At 71.9% G+C, this 15,378-nt stretch carries 14 protein-coding genes; 5 read left to right on the plus strand and 9 right to left on the minus strand.

What is annotated here, in order from left to right; translation table 11 throughout:
- Nucleotides 1-91 precede the first annotated feature (91 nt).
- The gene (locus tag ACWF79_RS25105) at nucleotides 92-1,216 is read right to left on the minus strand and encodes an ROK family transcriptional regulator (protein WP_453730390.1); all 1,125 of its coding nucleotides are present in this window, start codon (nucleotides 1,214-1,216) and stop codon (nucleotides 92-94) included.
- A gap of 100 nt (nucleotides 1,217-1,316) precedes the next feature.
- Here ACWF79_RS25105 and ACWF79_RS25110 point away from each other — a divergent pair, with 100 nt between their 5' ends.
- The 3 genes from ACWF79_RS25110 (at nucleotide 1,317) to ACWF79_RS25120 (ending at nucleotide 4,877) form a co-directional block, all read left to right on the plus strand.
- On the plus strand, nucleotides 1,317-2,537 hold the full coding sequence (locus ACWF79_RS25110) for an MFS transporter (protein WP_453730391.1): 1,221 nt from the start codon (nucleotides 1,317-1,319) through the stop codon (nucleotides 2,535-2,537).
- 135 nt (nucleotides 2,538-2,672) lie between these two features.
- Nucleotides 2,673-4,103, plus strand: coding sequence for a uracil-xanthine permease family protein (locus tag ACWF79_RS25115; protein ID WP_453730392.1), 1,431 nt, complete (start codon nucleotides 2,673-2,675; stop codon nucleotides 4,101-4,103).
- A gap of 75 nt (nucleotides 4,104-4,178) precedes the next feature.
- Nucleotides 4,179-4,877 (plus strand): DUF5995 family protein, encoded by a 699-nt coding sequence (locus ACWF79_RS25120; protein ID WP_453730393.1) that lies wholly within the window; start codon nucleotides 4,179-4,181, stop codon nucleotides 4,875-4,877.
- A gap of 66 nt (nucleotides 4,878-4,943) precedes the next feature.
- Here ACWF79_RS25120 and ACWF79_RS25125 read toward each other — a convergent pair whose 3' ends face one another.
- Nucleotides 4,944-6,641 carry a flavin monoamine oxidase family protein gene (locus ACWF79_RS25125; RefSeq protein ID WP_453730394.1) on the minus strand — a complete coding sequence of 566 codons (1,698 nt, stop codon included), beginning with the start codon at nucleotides 6,639-6,641 and terminating at the stop codon, nucleotides 4,944-4,946.
- A 56-nt stretch (nucleotides 6,642-6,697) separates the two neighbouring features.
- Nucleotides 6,698-7,504 carry a carbon-nitrogen hydrolase family protein gene (locus ACWF79_RS25130; RefSeq protein WP_453730395.1) on the minus strand — a complete coding sequence of 269 codons (807 nt, stop codon included), beginning with the start codon at nucleotides 7,502-7,504 and terminating at the stop codon, nucleotides 6,698-6,700.
- Between the two features lie 274 nt (nucleotides 7,505-7,778).
- On the opposite strand from ACWF79_RS25130, the gene ACWF79_RS25135 reads away from it, so the two are divergent.
- Nucleotides 7,779-8,321 carry a Repetin gene (locus ACWF79_RS25135; RefSeq protein ID WP_453730396.1) on the plus strand — a complete coding sequence of 181 codons (543 nt, stop codon included), beginning with the start codon at nucleotides 7,779-7,781 and terminating at the stop codon, nucleotides 8,319-8,321.
- An 89-nt stretch (nucleotides 8,322-8,410) separates the two neighbouring features.
- On the opposite strand, the gene ACWF79_RS25140 is transcribed toward ACWF79_RS25135, so the two are convergent.
- Together ACWF79_RS25140 and ACWF79_RS25145 are read right to left on the minus strand one after the other, a co-directional pair.
- Nucleotides 8,411-8,866: an Lrp/AsnC family transcriptional regulator gene (locus tag ACWF79_RS25140; RefSeq protein ID WP_030204433.1), complete on the minus strand. Its 456-nt coding sequence runs from the start codon at nucleotides 8,864-8,866 to the stop codon at nucleotides 8,411-8,413.
- Nucleotides 8,867-8,876: 10 nt separating this feature from the next.
- Complete coding sequence (locus ACWF79_RS25145; protein WP_453730397.1) at nucleotides 8,877-10,361, minus strand: amino acid permease; 1,485 nt, start codon at nucleotides 10,359-10,361, stop codon at nucleotides 8,877-8,879.
- Nucleotides 10,362-10,715: 354 nt separating this feature from the next.
- On the opposite strand from ACWF79_RS25145, the gene ACWF79_RS25150 reads away from it, so the two are divergent.
- The gene (locus tag ACWF79_RS25150; RefSeq protein ID WP_453730398.1) at nucleotides 10,716-11,705 is read left to right on the plus strand and encodes a GDSL-type esterase/lipase family protein; all 990 of its coding nucleotides are present in this window, start codon (nucleotides 10,716-10,718) and stop codon (nucleotides 11,703-11,705) included.
- A gap of 119 nt (nucleotides 11,706-11,824) precedes the next feature.
- Here ACWF79_RS25150 and ACWF79_RS25155 read toward each other — a convergent pair whose 3' ends face one another.
- The 4 genes from ACWF79_RS25155 to ACWF79_RS25170 all read right to left on the minus strand — a co-directional run bounded on the left by ACWF79_RS25155 (nucleotide 11,825) and on the right by ACWF79_RS25170 (nucleotide 15,250).
- Nucleotides 11,825-13,267, minus strand: a complete 1,443-nt coding sequence (locus ACWF79_RS25155) for a GuaB1 family IMP dehydrogenase-related protein (protein ID WP_453730399.1) — start codon at nucleotides 13,265-13,267, stop codon at nucleotides 11,825-11,827.
- 105 nt (nucleotides 13,268-13,372) lie between these two features.
- Nucleotides 13,373-13,729: a barstar family protein gene (locus ACWF79_RS25160; RefSeq protein ID WP_453730400.1), complete on the minus strand. Its 357-nt coding sequence runs from the start codon at nucleotides 13,727-13,729 to the stop codon at nucleotides 13,373-13,375.
- Nucleotides 13,716-14,129: a ribonuclease domain-containing protein gene (locus ACWF79_RS25165; RefSeq protein ID WP_453730401.1), complete on the minus strand. Its 414-nt coding sequence runs from the start codon at nucleotides 14,127-14,129 to the stop codon at nucleotides 13,716-13,718. The genes ACWF79_RS25160 and ACWF79_RS25165 overlap by 14 nt, the downstream gene beginning before the upstream one ends.
- Nucleotides 14,130-14,224: 95 nt before the next feature.
- Nucleotides 14,225-15,250: a sugar-binding transcriptional regulator gene (locus tag ACWF79_RS25170; RefSeq protein WP_453730402.1), complete on the minus strand. Its 1,026-nt coding sequence runs from the start codon at nucleotides 15,248-15,250 to the stop codon at nucleotides 14,225-14,227.
- Between the last annotated feature and the right edge of the window lie 128 nt (nucleotides 15,251-15,378).

Raw genomic sequence — 15,378 nt, forward strand, 5'->3', positions numbered from 1 at the left:
GGGCGCCATGGCGGAGCCATGGCAACCGACGACAACGCGGCGAGGCGCGGTGCCAGACTCCGCGAGCCCGGCCTGATCCAAACGAGAGGCCCTAGGGGAAGAGGGCGTCCTGGGCCGCGTCGCGGGCGGCCAGCAGGGCGCCGCGCAGTACGGCCGTGTCGCCGAGGGCGGTGGCGCGGACCTCCGTACGCAGGGGGGAGAGCGCGGCGAGTTCGGTCTCCACGCGCGCGGCGAGCGTCGGGCCGCCGAGGTGGCCCGTCTCGCCGCCGAGGACCAGACAGCCCGGGTCGAGGACCGAGGCGACGGCCGCCGCGCCGACCGCGAGGCGGCGGGCCAGGGTGTCCAGGAAGGGTCCGTGCCCGGAGCCGAGCGCGGCGGCCGGGTCGAGGCCGTGCTCCCTGGCGAGGGCCTCCACCGCCGCCGCGCAGGCCAGCTCGTGGAAGCCGCCCTCGCAGCCGGTGGCCGAGGGCAGTCCGGAGGTGCCGGGCACCGGCAGGAAGCCGAGTTCGCCCGCCCCGCCGGAGGCTCCTCGGCGCAGCCGGCCGTCGAGGACGACGGCCGCGCCCACGCCCTGACCGAGCCAGAGCAGCACGAACGTGTCGCGGTCGCGGGCGGCGCCGACCCGCTGTTCCGCGACGGCCGCGAGGTTGGTCTCGTTCTCGACCAGCACGGTCGCGGGCAGGCGTTCCTGGAGCGTGGCGATCAGCCGCCGGTGCCATTCGGGGAGCCCGGTGGTGTCCCGCAGCTCCCCCGTGGCCGGGTCGATCAGTCCGGGCGCGCCGACGGCGACGCTGTGCAGATTCTCGACCCCGGCCGACTTCGCGGTCCGCTCCAGGAGAGAGACGGCCTTCTCGACGGCGGGTCCTGTTCCGTCCTCCCCGCCGATCGGGGCCGAGGCCTCGGCGAGCGTGGTGCCGAGCAGGTCGGCGACGGTGAGCGCCACGGAGTCGGTGCGGACGTCGAGGGCGGCGAGGTGGGCGCGGTCGGCGACGATCCCGTACAGCTTGGCGTTGGGGCCGCGCCGCTCCGCGCCGGACTCCCCCACGACGCGGACGAGTCCGGAGCTCTGGAGCCGTTCGACGAGGTCGGCGACGGTGGGGCGGGAGAGTCCGGTAAGCGTCTTCAGCTGAGTCGCCGTCAACGGCCCCTCGTCCTGGAGCAGTCGCAGGGCGAGCCGGTCGTTGATGGCCCGGGCGGTGCTCGGGGATGCGGCCATGGCGGGATCCTCTCAGACGCGTGCCGACGGTTTCCGCCGCCCCACTATTTATCAGGCAGGGTTCCTGATAGTTTACCGCCCACCGACCGAAGGAGGGCACATGGCGGGCGAGACCGTCTTCACCACCGAGCGACTGCGACGGGCGCGGTTCGCCGTCGCCGCCGTCTTCTGCGTCCACGGAGCGGTCACCGGCAGCTTCGCCACCCGTATCCCCTGGATCCAGGACCACACGGGCGTCAGCGCGGGCCAGCTCGGCCTCGCCCTCGCGTTCCCCGCGATCGGCGCCTCGCTCGCGATGCCGCTGGCCGGCGCGATCAGCCACCGCTTCGGGGCCCGTACGGCGCTGCGCGGACTGCTCGTGCTGTGGACGCTCTCCCTCACCCTGCCGTCCCTCGCCCCGAACATCTACGGGCTCTGCGCGGCGCTCCTCGTCTTCGGCGCCACAGCGGGCATGTCCGACGTCGCGATGAACGCCCTCGGCGTCGAGACCGAGAGCCGCCTCGGCAAGTCGATCATGTCGAGCCTGCACGGCATGTGGAGCGTCGGCGCGCTCATCGGCTCGGCCGCCGGCACCGTCGCCGCCCACTTCGGCGGGGACGCCCGGCTCCACCACCTGTTCGCGGCCCTCGCCCTGACCGCGCTCGGCCTGGTCTTCTGCCAGGGCGTCCTCGACCTGCAGAGCGCCCCCGACGAAGAGGCGCCGCCGCGCTTCTCGCTCCCGCCGAAGTCCGCGCTGATCATCGGCGCGATCGGCTTCTGCGGGGTGTTCGCCGAGGGCGCCAGCCTGGACTGGTCGGCGGTCTACCTGCGGGACGAGCTCGGCTCCTCGGCCGGTGTCGCGGCGGCCTCCACCACTGCCTTCGCGCTGACCATGGCCATCGCGCGGCTGGTCGGCGACCGGGTGGTGGACCGGTTCGGCGCGGTGCGGACGGTACGGGTCGGCGGCGTCGCCGCGACCGCCGGCGGCCTGCTCGTGGTCCTCGCCCCGCACGCCGCCGTGGCGATGGCCGGTTTCGGACTCATCGGCCTCGGGGTCGCCGTCGTCGTCCCGCTGGCCTTCGCGGCGGCCGGAAGGAGCGGCCCGAACCCCAGCCAGGCCATCGCGGGCGTCGCCACCATCACGTACACCTCGGGCCTCATCGCCCCCTCGGCCATCGGCGGTATCGCCGACGCGACCTCGCTGACGTTCTCCTTCGGCCTGGTCACGCTGCTCGCCTTCGGCCTGGTGCTCGGCGCCGGGGTGCTCCGCCCGGGGTCACGCGCGACGACCGCCGCGGCGACGAGCGACAGCCCGGTGAAGAGTTCGGGCAAGAGCCTGTAAGCCCTCCGCGGCGGGTCCCGCCGACCACACGTCGGGGCCCCGGTGACCAGCGGCGCCTTACCATGTGTCTGATCTTTTTCGGCTGAGTCTCGCGCGGCGAACCGGCCGCCGTCACCGGAGAACTGGAGCGACCACATGAACCTCGGCGTGCGCTGGACCCTGCACGGCGACGGACGAACACCCGCTCCAGGAGCCGTCGTCCGACCGGACGAGCGGCTCTCCTGGCCCCGTACGGCCGGCCTCGGCGCCCAGCACGTCGTCGCGATGTTCGGCGCGTCCTTCGTCGCGCCCGTCCTCATGGGGCTCGACCCGAACCTCGCCATCATGATGTCCGGTGTCGCGACGGTGATCTTCCTGCTCGCGACGCGCGGCACGGTCCCGAGCTACCTGGGCTGCTCGCTCTCCTTCGTCGGTGTCGCCGCGGCCATCCGGGCCTCCGGCGGCACCAGTGCGACCGTCACCGGCGCGGTCCTGGTCGTCGGCGCGGCGCTCTTCCTGGCGGGTCTGGCGGTACGGAAGTTCGGCGCGCGGATCATCCACGCGGCCATGCCCCCGATCGTCACGGGCGCGGTCGTGATGCTGATCGGCTTCAACCTCGCGCCGGTCACCGCCGCCACCTACTGGCCGCAGGACCAGTGGACCGCGCTCCTCGTCATGCTCTTCACCGGCCTTGCCGTGGTCTGTCTGCGCGGCTTCTGGTCGCGGATCGCCATCTTCCTCGGCCTGATCTTCGGCTACGGCATCTCCTGGGTCTTCGACCTGGTCTTCGGCAAGATCCACTCGATGTCCCCGAGCGGTCAGGTCACCGACCACTGGCGGCTCGACCTCTCCGGCGTCTCGCAGGCCGACTGGATCGGCCTGCCGTCCTTCCACGGCCCCAGCTTCGAGTGGTCGGCGATCCTCGTCGCGCTGCCCGTCGTCATCGCCCTGATCGCGGAGAACGCCGGTCACGTCAAGGCCGTCGGCGAGATGACCGGCGACCCGCTCGACGACAAGCTCGGCACCGCCATCGCGGCCGACGGCGCCGCCTCGATGCTCTCCACCGCCGTGGGCGGCCCGCCGAACACCACGTACTCCGAGAACATCGGCGTCATGGCGGCCACCCGCGTCTACTCCACCGCCGCCTACTGGGCCGCGGCCGGCTTCGCGCTGCTCTTCGGCCTCTGCCCCAAGTTCGGCGCGGTCGTGGCCGCGATCCCGGGCGGTGTGCTCGGCGGCATCACCGTGATCCTCTACGGCATGATCGGCCTGCTCGGCGCCCAGATCTGGATCAACGCCAAGGTGGACCTCCGTAACCCGCTCAACCTGGTGCCGGCCGCGGCGGGCATCATCATCGGTGTCGGCGGGGTGAAGCTCACCTTCACCGACACCTTCGAGCTGGGCGGCATCGCGCTCGGCACGCTCGTCGTGATCACCGGCTACCACGTGCTGCGGGCCTTCGCGCCGGCGCACATGAAGCAGCAGGAGCCGCTGCTCGACTCCGGTACCAGCTCGTACGAGAGCGGCACCGGCGACGACCTGGCGGGGGCGGACACCAAGGACGACGAGCCCACCACCCGGTCGTAGGCACATTCGCCCGTTCTGGGGAAGCCGGGCCGAGGGAGTTCCCTCCCGGGCCCGGCTGCTGGAACGCTGCCTCCCATGGGGCAGACCACGCAGATCGGGCAGTTCACCGCCGTCGACCCGGTGGTCGAGCGGATGCGTACCATCCGCTCGGCCTGGCATCCGGCCGACGGTGTCGCCGTCTTCAACCGCGTCTACCTGACGGTCACGGAGGAGATCGGCCACGCCATCGAGGCCGGCACCTTCGGCGACCGGCAGGCCGCCGTGACCCTCGGCGTCCGCTTCGCGGAGCGCTATCTCGCGGTCGTCGACGCCGTCGCCACCGGCGGCCCGGCCCCGGCCTGCTGGCGGCCGCTCTTCCACTACCGGCGTCATCCCGGCGTACGGCCGTTGCAGTTCGCGCTGGCCGGGATCAACGCGCACATCGGGCACGACCTGGCCCTCGCGGTGGTCGACACCTGCCGGGCCCTGGAGTGCGCGCCCGGTGACCTCGAGGACGAGTTCGACCGGGTCGGCGACATCCTCGTCCTGCTCGAAGAGCGCATCCGCGAGGAAGTGATGCCGGGCCCGGATCTGCTGGAGATCACGGACCCGCTGACGCATCTGCTGGGCTGCTGGAGCCTGGACCGGGCCCGCGACGGGGCCTGGCTCGCCGCCCGCTCGCTCTGGCAGCTGCGCGAACTGCCCGACCTGGCCGCGGAGTTCACGGAACGCCTCGACCGGTCGGTCGGCCTGGTGGGGCGGATGCTGCTCACCCCGCTCGCCCCGCCCGCCTGACGGCGCGAGCGAGGGTACGGCCGACCGCGCGGCTGAGCCGCGCGATCGACCGCATGGCGGAGCCGGTCAGTCCTCCGGCAGCTCGACCGGGGCGATCTCGTCGTAGACGTCGCCCGGGCCCGGGTTGGTGGCGTCGGTGGAGCCGCCGAAGTGGTGCATCACGCCCCACACCGCGTTGAGCGCGGTCTGCACGGCGCCCTCGGCCCAGCCGGCCGTCCAGGAGATGTCGTCACCCGCGAGGAAGATGCCCCGCTTGTCCTCCGGCAGCCGGTCCTGCATGAAGTGCGTGAACAGGCGGCGCTGGTAGCGGTAGTGGCCCGGCAGGTTCGCCTTGAAGGCGCCCATGAAGTAGGGCTCGTTCTCCCAGGAGACGGTCACCGGGTTGCCGATGATGTGCTTCCGGATGTCGACCTTCGGGTAGATCTCGCCGAGCGACTTCAGCATGACCTCCATCCGCTCGTTCGCGGACAGCGGCAGCCACTTGAGGCTGTCGTCGCACCAGGTGTACGAGAGGCAGATGACGGCCGGCTTGTCCGGGCCGTCGTCCAGGAGGTACGTGCCACGCGTCATCCGGTCGGTCAGGGTCATCGACATGACGTCCCGGCCGGTCTCCTCGTCCTTGTCCAGCCAGAACGGCCGGTCGACGGGGACGAACAGCTTCGAGCTCTCCATGTAGTGCGTGCGCTCGATCGCCGTCCAGTGGTCGATCGGGAAGAGCGAGTCGTCGCAGGCGATCTTGGACAGCAGCATCCAGGACTGGGCGGTGAAGATCGCCGCCTGGTACGTACGGATGTCACCGGAGGCGTCCGTGACGGTGATCCGGTTGCCGGCGGTGCGGTTCAGCCGGGTGACGGCCGGCTTCGGGTCGCCCTCGTGCAGGGACTTCAGGGAGGTGCCCTGCGCCCAGTGGACGATCTTCTCCGGCTCGCGCTCCCACAGGCGCAGCGGCAGCTGCTGCGAGCCGCCCACGATGCCACGGTGGTGGTCGTCGGCCTCGGTGTAGACGACCCGGAGGATCTCCAGGATGGAGTTGGGGAAGTCGGTGTCCCAGCCGCCGGTGCCGAAGCCGACCTGGCCGAAGATCTCGCGGTGCCGGAAGGACTTGAACGCCTCGGAGTCGCAGAGGAAGCCGTAGAAGGTCTGGTTGTCGAGCTTCTCGACGAGCTTCGACCAGATCTCGCGGATGCGCGGGACGTCCCGCTCGCGCATGGCCTGGTTCATGTCGGAGAAGTCGGCGCCCTCGTCCAGGCAGGCGTTCCACGCGTTCATCACGTCGCGGTAGACCTGCGGCAGGTCGTCCACGGTCTGCGCGTAGTGCGACTCGCCCTTGAGGTCGACGACCGTCGAGGGGGTGGACTCGGCGAGCGGGTTCGGGAACGGCGAGGTCGTCAGGCCGACGAGGTCGATGTAGTGCTGGAGCGCCGTGGAGGACGGCGGGAAGCGCATGGCGCCCATCTCGGCCGTCAGACCGTCGGTGCCGGTGCCCTCGAAGCCGACGGTGCGCAGCCGGCCGCCGATCTGGTCGGCCTCGTAGACGACGGGCTTGAGGCCCATCTTCATCAGCTCGTACGCGGCGATGATGCCCGAGAGCCCGCCGCCGATGACGGCGACCTCGGTGCCGTGCTCGGTCGCGGGTATCTGACCGAGCCCGGCCGGGTGGGCCAGGAAGTCGTCGTAGGCGTACGGGAAGTCCGGACCGAACATGGTGATCGGCGGCTGGCCGTCGCTGTGCGGGACGGCGGTCGTGGGCACCGTGGACGTCATGGGGTACGGACTCCTTGCGGGGAAAAAGCGGGGAGGTTCGGGAGGAGGCGGGCGGCTCAGACGAGGGAGCCGTAGAGGCCGGGGCGCCGGTCGCGGAGGTAGGGGTTGTCCTTGCGGGAGGCCGCGAGCAGGGCGGGGTCCACGTCGCCGAGGACGAGGTCCTCGCCGCGGCCGGCGCGGGCCCGGGCGGTGCCGTCGGGCGCGGCGAGCACGGACAGGCCGACGAACTCGAAGTCGCCCTCGGGGCCGGTCCGGTTGGCGTACGCGATGTAGATCTGGTTCTCGAAGGCGCGCACGGGGACGACGGACTCGGGGACGACCTCGGCGGGGTGCATGAGCGCGGTCGGTACGAGGAGGAGGTCCGTACCTGCCAGGGCCTGCGCCCGTACGTTCTCGGGGAACTCGACGTCGTAGCAGATCATCAGGCCGACCGTGAGGCCGCCGAGCTGGGCCTGGACGACGGCGTCCTCGCCGGGCGTGAACCAGTGGCGCTCGAAGTCGCCGAAGAGGTGGGTCTTCCGGTAGCGCGCGAGGGTCTCGCCGTCGGCGCCGATGAGCTGGGCGGCGTTGTACAGGACGCCGTGCTGCTCGGTGTCCCGCTCCGGGTAGCCGTAGCCGATGGCGAGGCCGTGACGGGCGGCGAGGGCCGCGACGGCGCGGGCGGAGGGGCCGTCGGCCGGTTCGGCCAGGCGCGCCATGTCGGCGCCGATCGCGTACCCGGTGAGGAAGAGCTCGGGGGCGAGCAGCACCCCGGCGCCGGCGGCGGCCGCGCGGGCGGCTGCCTCGTCGAGGATCTTGAGGTTGGCGGCCACGTCGCCGAGCTCGCCGGAGCTCTGGAGCAGGGCGGTGCGCAGCGCGGGCATGGGCCATCCTCGGGGGATCGGAGTACAGGGGGAAGACGTCAAAAACGGTACGGTTTCGCACTCGGCCGGGACAAGGCGAGACCGTTGCGGACCGACCGTCGAACCGTTGCGCGATCCATGGCCGCGACGGCGATTCGTTGCACGGGCCTCCGACGCGGGTCGTACGGCTCCCCCGCCGCGCGGCGGAGATCGGGACCGTCCCCTGGCCCGACGTCCTGCGGCGGCCCGGACGGAAGAGTGGTGGTCGTCCGCTTGACCTGCCGAAAGGACCGCCATGAACCACCGTACGAAGATCGCCGCACTGGCCGCCGCACTGCTGGTCACGGGCGGGGCCACGGGCTCCGCGGTCGCCTCGGGGGACGGTGCGGGCGGCAGCCGCGAGGCGGCGGCGCTGACCGGGACCGCGAAGATCTACCGGGTGGCCCCTGACGACATCACGTTCTCCTTCGACGCTCACCTGGCGGCGAAGGACAACAAGGATCCGCAGGCGGCGACCGGCACGTTCCGGTTCAGCCACTACAAGGCGGGCAAGGGCGGCTACGCCGTGGTGAAGGTCGACTGCCTGGCCACGGGCGGCAAGGTGGCCACGGTGACGGGCCGGGTGATCGAGACCGACACCAAGGCATTCGAGGGCCGGCGCATCGGCGTCTCCGTGCACGACCTCGGCAGGCACGACCGGCTGGGCTACAGCTGGCTGACCCAGAGCCCGGAGGCCGACGTGCCTCCGTGCCACAGCCCGGCGCCCTTCGAGAGGACGAAGGCCGGCACGGGCGACTTCAAGGTGCTGCCCTGGCAGCTGGAGTACCCCACCCAGTAGACCGCCCCACGGGGGTGGGCGGGCGAGGGGCGGTGCGGGAACCACGGCCCGCGCCGCCCGGACCGCCCGGCCCTCAAGGGCTCAGCAGGCTACGCGGGCGAGCCGGAGGAGAAGCGCCGCAGCAGCGGCGAGAGCACCAGGACGGACTTGGTGCGCTCCACGAACGGCTCGCCCGCGATGCGCTCCAGGACGCGCTCGAAGTGGCGCATGTCGGAGGCGAAGACCTGTACGACGGCGTCCGCGTCGCCGGTGACGGTCGACGCGGACACCACCTCGGGGTACCGCTCCAGACCTCGCCGGATGTCGTTGGGCGAGGTGTTGTGGCGACAGTAGATCTCGACGAACCCCTCGGTCTCCCAGCCGAGCGCCGCCGGGTCCACCCGTACGGTGAATCCGGTGATGGCGCCCTCGGCCCGCAGCCGGTCCACGCGCCGCTTGACGGCGGGCGCGGACAGGCCGACGAGCGAGCCGATGTCGGCGTACGAGCGGCGGGCGTCCTCCGCGAGGGCGTGGACGATGCGTTCGTCGAGGTCGTTGAGTCGCACTACGGGTGGATCACTTCTCTGCGTCGGTGGCCACGAGGGGCTCGGCGGCCAGGCGGGAGCGGCGCATGCCGTACAGGAAGTAGAACACGAGGCCCGCGGCCATCCAGCAACCGAAGACCACCCAGGTGACCGCGTCCAGGCTGAACATGTTGTAGACGCAGAACGCGAAGCCGAGGATCGGGAAGGTCCAGCCGAGCGGCACGCGGAAGGTGCGGTCCAGGGTCGGACGGGTGCGGCGCAGGACGATCACCGCGACGTTGACCAGGGCGAAGGCGAACAGGGTGCCGATGCTTGTGGCGTCGACGAGCTTGCCCAGCGGGATGACGGAGGCGAGGGCGCCGCAGAACACCGAGACGATGACGGTGTTCACGCGCGGGGTGCCGGTCTTGCCGCTGACCTTGGCGAAGACCTTCGGCACGAGGCCGTCGCGGGACATCGCGAAGAGCACGCGGGTCTGGCCGTAGAGGACGGTCAGGACGACGGAGGCGATCGAGATGACGGCGCCGGCCGCGAGCAGGGTGCCCCAGAAGGCCTGGCCGCTGACGTCGTTCATGATCGCGGCGAGCGAGGCCTCGGAGCCCTCGAAGTCCTTCCAGTTCCACGCGCCGACGGCGACGGCGGCGACGAGGACGTAGAGGACCGTGACGATGAGGAGCGACAGCATGATCGCGCGGGGCAGGTCGCGCTTCGGGTCCTTCGCCTCCTCACCGGCGGTGGAGGCGGCGTCGAAGCCGATGTACGAGAAGAAGAGGCTCGCGCCGGCGGCGCTGACGCCGGCCATGCCGAGCGGCATGAAGTCGGCGTAGTTGCCGGACTTGAAGCCCATGAAGCCGATGGCGCAGAACAGCACCAGCGCGGCGATCTTCACGAACACCATGACGGTGTTGACGAGCGCGGACTCGCGGGCGCCGCCGAGCAGGAAGATCATCGCGAGCAGGACGACGATCAGACCCGGCAGGTTGATGATCCCGCCCTCGCCGGGGGCCGAGGAGAGTACGTCGGGGATGGTGACGCCGATCGTGCCGTCGAGCAGCTCGTTGAGGTACTCGCCCCAGCCGACGGCCACGGCGGCGACCGAGACGCCGTACTCCAGGACCAGACACCAGCCGCAGACCCACGCGACGAGTTCACCCATCGTTGCGTACGCATACGAGTAGGAGGAACCGGCGACCGGTATGGAGCCCGCCAGCTCGGCGTACGAGAGGGCCGAGAAGAGGGCCGTGAGACCGGCGATGACGAAGGCGATCGTGACAGCGGGGCCGGCCTTCGGAACGGCGTCGCCGAGGACCACGAAAATGCCGGTGCCGAGCGTGGCGCCGATGCTGATCATCGTGAGCTGCCACATCGACAGCGAGCGGCGGAGCGAGCCGCCCTCACCCTGGCCACCCTCGGCGACCAGGCGTTCTACCGGCTTGCGCCGGGTCAGGGCGGAGAGCCCGGAGGTCTTGGGGACGGACGGCTCGACGGCCGGTGAGGCCGTGCCTTGATCCAGCACTGCGGAGGCTCCTTGATCGCTGCCTGTCGAAATGCGACGACCACGGCGGTACGCGGGCATGGGGGAAGAGGCCCGCGAGGGAAGGGGAACCGCCGAGCAGGCGGTCGCCGCCACTCCTGGTACGAGGCATGAGCCTAAGCCCCGATGCTTCGCGCTCGTAATGCAGGGTTGTTGCGCACTCGCATATGATCATTGCGCTCTCGGGGCGCAGACGGGGAAACATTGCGCCCCACCGCATGAATCGGCACATGGGGGCCCGAACGGGGTGTGAAGGTGCCCCCGCGTGCGCATTGACTCCTCGTGCACGATGAACGACTCTGCGAGCCCCCTGCGTCCCCTCGATCGGAGGCTTCGGTGGGCTGGCTGGAACCCACACCCTTCCTGCGCGGCACGGCCTGGCTCGACGGCGGCCGGGCGGTCCGCGCCGACCCCGACGACCTGGCCCGGCTGCCCTGGGACACCGCCGAGCGGGCGGCGCTGCCGATCGGGGTACGGGTGGAGTTCACGGCCGCTCCCGGCACGCGCGCGGTCGAGCTGCGCTATCGCGCGGCCGTTCCCGGCAGCGGGGACGCGATGCGGGCCCTGCGGCACTGCTTCGCGCTCTGGCAGGACGGGCGGTGCGTGGGCGAGAGCTTCACGGCTCCCGCGGAGGAGGCGACGATCACGCTCGACCTGCCTCCTGGCGGGGGGACGTTCGCGGTCCACCTGCCGGAGAGCCAGGCGCCGGTGGTCCTGGGCCTGCGGGGGTGCGACGGCGCCGTCTCCCCCGCCCCGAGGCGGCCGCGCTGGCTGGTGCACGGGGACTCGATCACCGAGGGCTGGTGGTCGACCCGGCCCGCGCACTCCTGGCCGGCCACGGCGGGGCGGGCGCTCGGACTGGACACGGTCAATCTCGGCTTCGCGGGCGGGGCGCGCGGCGAGCTGCCCCTGGCCGAGCAGCTCGCGAGCCTCCCGGGCGAGCTGGTCACCCTCGCCTTCGGCACCAACTGCTGGTCCAGAGCGCCCAGTTCCGCCGGGTGGCTCTACGAGACGGTACGGGCCTACGTGGGTCTGGTGCGCCGGGGCCACCCGGACGCTCCGCTGCTGATCCTCTCCCCCGTGCTGCGACCCGAGGCGGAGACCACCCCGAACGCCCTGGGTGCCACGCTGGCGGAGCTGCGCACGGCCATGGAGGCCGCGGGCCGGGACCTGGCGGCGGAGGGCGACGAGCGGCTCCTGGTGCTCTCCGGGCGCCCCCTGCTCGACCCGGAGGACCTGGCGGACGGCCTGCACCCCAACGACCGCGGCCACGCCCGGATGGCGGCGGCGGTCGTGGAGACGCTGGCTCCGTACGTACGCGGGTGAGGACCTACGTGGTGAGTACGTGTGAGGGGGGAGGACGTACGCGCAGGAGTACGCCGAAGGCCCCCACGAGCCGGGGCCCCCGGGGGCCTTCGTACGGCGTACCGTGCCGGGGCCCGGTACTAGTTCCAGCTGGCGTGCAGCGGCTTGCCCTCGGCGTAACCGGCGGCGCTCTGGATGCCGACCACGGCCTTCTCCTCGAACTCGGCCAGCGAGGCCGCGCCCGCGTAGGTGCAGGAGGAGCGGACACCGGCGATGATCGAGTCGATCAGGTCCTCGACGCCCGGGCGGGCCGGGTCGAGGAACATGCGGGAGGTGGAGATGCCCTCCTCGAAGAGACCCTTGCGGGCCCGGTCGTACGCGGACTCCTCGCTGGTGCGGTTCTGCACGGCACGCGCGGAGGCCATGCCGAACGACTCCTTGTACGGACGGCCGTCGGCGGTGTGCTGGAGGTCGCCCGGGGACTCGTACGTGCCGGCGAACCACGAGCCGATCATCACGTTGGACGCACCGGCGGCGAGCGCCATGGCGACGTCACGGGGGTGACGGACACCGCCGTCGGCCCAGACGTGCTTGCCGTACTTCTTCGCCTCGGCGGCGCACTCCAGGACGGCGGAGAACTGCGGGCGGCCGACACCGGTCATCATGCGCGTGGTGCACATGGCGCCGGGGCCCACACCGACCTTGATGATGTCGGCGCCGGCCTCGATGAGGTCCTTGACGCCCTCGGCGGCGACGATGTTGCCGGCGACGATGGGGACCTGCGGGTCGAGGGCGCGGACGGCCTTGATCGCGGCGATCATCGACTCCTGGTGGCCGTGGGCCGTGTCGATCACGAGCGTGTCGACGCCCGCGTCGAGGAGCTGCTTGGCCTTGCCCACGAAGTCGCCGTTGATGCCGACGGCGGCGGCGATGCGCAGCTTGCCGTCGGCGTCGGTGGCCGGGGTGTACAGGGTCGCGCGCAGGGCGCCCTTGCGGGTCAGGATGCCGACGAGACGGCCGTCCTTGTCCACGGCCGGGGCGTAGCGGCGGTTGGCGTGGTCGAGCGTGTTGAACGCGTCGCCGGGCTCGATGTCGGCGTCGAGGAGGAGCAGGTCCTTCGACATGACCTCGGACAGCTGCGTGAAGCGGTCCACGCCGGACAGGTCCGCGTCGGTGACGACACCGACGGGACGGCGGTCCCCGTCCACGACGACACCGGCGTCGTGCGCGCGCTTGGGCAGCAGCGAGAGCGCGTCGGCGACGGTCTGGTGGGGCTCCAGGACGATGGGGGTGTCCAGGACGTGGTGGCGGCTCTTGACCCACCCGATGACGTCGGTGACGACCTCGATCGGGATGTCCTGGGGAATGACGACGAGTCCGCCGCGGCGGGCGACGGTCTCGGCCATGCGGCGGCCGGCGATCGCGGTCATGTTGGCGACGACGAGCGGGATCGTCGTACCGGTCCCGTCCGGCGAGGTGAGGTCCACGGCCTGGCGGGAACCCACGGCCGAGCGGCTCGGCACCATGAAGACATCGTCGTACGTCAGGTCGTAGGGCGGCTTGACGTCATTGAGGAAACGCACGTGCTGACATCCCAGTCGTTCGGATCGGCCCCTAGGCATTTCAGCCAGGGGAAAAAGCACGTAGTTCATTGTCCCACGCCGGTACACCATCCCGACCCGGGCGATTCATCCGAGGCTTGCCGGACCCTCTTCGTCCGATCCTCCGAAGGAGGCCCCCTTGGGGGTCCCCAGGGCGAGCAGGACGGTGAGGCCCGTGGTGCTGGTCTCGGCGGCCGTGGCGAAGACGTCCTGGGCGGTCTCCCAGTCGCTCGGCCGGGCCGTGGCATAAGCCTGCCAGCCGGTGACGACGAGGGCCACCGGTCGGGGCAGATCGGTCAGGCAGTCGGCGAGGGCGTCCCAGTTCCGCCCGAACCAGCGCGGAAGCGCGAGGGCGGTGGCGCAGCGGTCCATGAAGGCGGCCTTGTCCACGACCCCGCGCAGATCGAGGACGACGGGGTCGCGCAGCGCCTCAGCGAGCTTCATCGGGCAGGACCTCCCGGAAGGTCTCGTAGTGGTCGTCCGTGTAGTAGACCTCGCCGCCCCTCCCGGTGACGAGACGCCGGGCACCCCGGTCTGGTTCGCCGGGGGTGCGGACGGTGTACTCGCGGTAGTAGCCGCGCTCGTGCCGGGGCAGGATCCGCTCGAAGTTGGAGAAGGTCGCGCCGTCCTTCTCGTACGGGAAGGGCCCGCCGCGCTCGATGAGCCGGAGGGTCGCCCGCGCCTCGTCCGGCAGGTCGGCGACGCGGACGGTCTCCAGGCCGGAGGATCCGGTGGGGGCGGGGCCGCTGCCGCTCTCGGCGGTGGAACAGCCGACGAGTGCGCCGGCGAGGACACCGACGCACAGGAACAGCGCGAGGAGGGCGCGCAGGGGGCGGAACGACATGCTCCGACGCTATGCCGGGGCCGCCGGCCCCGCGCGCCGGTCCGGCCCGTCGGAGGCCGTCCGGGTCGGGGCTGCCCGCGCGCCGGTCCGACCCGTCAGACGCCGTCCGGGTCCTTCCGCTCCAGGGCGGGGCGCGGGCCAGGGGCGGACTCGGTGAGGAGGTAGTCGGCCGCGGCCCGGTCGGTCACGAGGCTGGTGACGAGCCCGGAGCGGAGGACCGCCCCGATCGCCGCCGCCTTGCGCTGGCCGCCCGCGATCGCGACGACCTCGGGGATCCGGCGCAGCCGGTCCGCCTCGACGGTGATGCAGCGCTCGCCCAGGTCGCGGCCGACCCGCCGCCCTTCGGAGTCGAAGAGGTGCGCGGACATCTCGGCGGCGACGCCGAGGGAGGCGTAGTGGGCGCGCTCCTCGTCGGTGAGCATGTCGTGCACGGTCGAGATGCCCGGCTCCCAGGAGCCGATGGAGACACAGGCGACGGTGACCTTGTCGAAGTACTCGAAGGCCCGCGCGATGCCCGTCTGGTTGCGCAGCGCGGCCGCCGTGGCGGGGTCGGGCAGCAGCATCGGCGCGTAGATGGGGTGCGCCTCGCCGCCGGAGACCTGGGCGGCCCGCCGGACGGCCTCGACGGAGCCGCGCTCGGCGGTCCCGGCGTCGTACACGCCGGTGAGCTGGACGACCGTGCACGGGGGCAGCCGGTCGAGGGCGGCGGCCATGTGGATGGTCGAGCGGCCCCAGGCCAGGCCGAGGACGTCGCCCTCGTTGACCAGTTCGCCGAGCAGGTCGGCGGCGACCTCGCCCAGGTTCTCCGGGTCCGGCGACTCGTCCTCGCCCTCCGCCGGGGACTCGACGACGACGGCGTGGCGGAGCCCGTAGCGGGCGCGGAGCGCGTCCGAGCGCTCGGCGTCCAGTTCGGCCGGGACGCGGATCTCGATCCGTACGAGGTCGCGTTCGAGCGCGGTCTCCAGGACCCGGGCCACCTTGAAGCGGCTCACGCCGAACTCCTCGGCGATCTGGATCTTGGACTTGCCCTCGAGGTAGAAGCGACGCGCCATGGCCGCCGCCTGCACCAGCTCCGCGGGTCCCATCCGCAGGGCTGACCGTCCCGCCGAGATTCCCGCCACCGCGATCTCCTTAGCTCTGTTTCACGTACCGCTGCTCACGTGCCGCGTCGTGGTGCTGGTCGTGTTGCTTCGTACTGCTGTCGTGCTGCTGCCGTGGTGCTTCGTACTGCTGCCGTGCCGCTGTGTAC

This window comes from Streptomyces sp. NPDC054975, assembly GCF_053609105.1.

What these genes read in the sequence shown, in the direction of transcription:
- ACWF79_RS25105 (WP_453730390.1), bottom strand. Translation starts at nt 1,216, where the DNA reads ATGGCCGCATCCCCGAGCACCGCCCGGGCCATCAACGACCGGCTCGCC.
- ACWF79_RS25110 (WP_453730391.1), top strand. Translation starts at nt 1,317, where the DNA reads ATGGCGGGCGAGACCGTCTTCACCACCGAGCGACTGCGACGGGCGCGG.
- ACWF79_RS25115 (WP_453730392.1), top strand. Translation starts at nt 2,673, where the DNA reads ATGAACCTCGGCGTGCGCTGGACCCTGCACGGCGACGGACGAACACCC.
- ACWF79_RS25120 (WP_453730393.1), top strand. Translation starts at nt 4,179, where the DNA reads ATGGGGCAGACCACGCAGATCGGGCAGTTCACCGCCGTCGACCCGGTG.
- ACWF79_RS25125 (WP_453730394.1), bottom strand. Translation starts at nt 6,641, where the DNA reads ATGACGTCCACGGTGCCCACGACCGCCGTCCCGCACAGCGACGGCCAG.
- ACWF79_RS25130 (WP_453730395.1), bottom strand. Translation starts at nt 7,504, where the DNA reads ATGCCCGCGCTGCGCACCGCCCTGCTCCAGAGCTCCGGCGAGCTCGGC.
- ACWF79_RS25135 (WP_453730396.1), top strand. Translation starts at nt 7,779, where the DNA reads ATGAACCACCGTACGAAGATCGCCGCACTGGCCGCCGCACTGCTGGTC.
- ACWF79_RS25160 (WP_453730400.1), bottom strand. Translation starts at nt 13,729, where the DNA reads ATGAAGCTCGCTGAGGCGCTGCGCGACCCCGTCGTCCTCGATCTGCGC.
- ACWF79_RS25165 (WP_453730401.1), bottom strand. Translation starts at nt 14,129, where the DNA reads ATGTCGTTCCGCCCCCTGCGCGCCCTCCTCGCGCTGTTCCTGTGCGTC.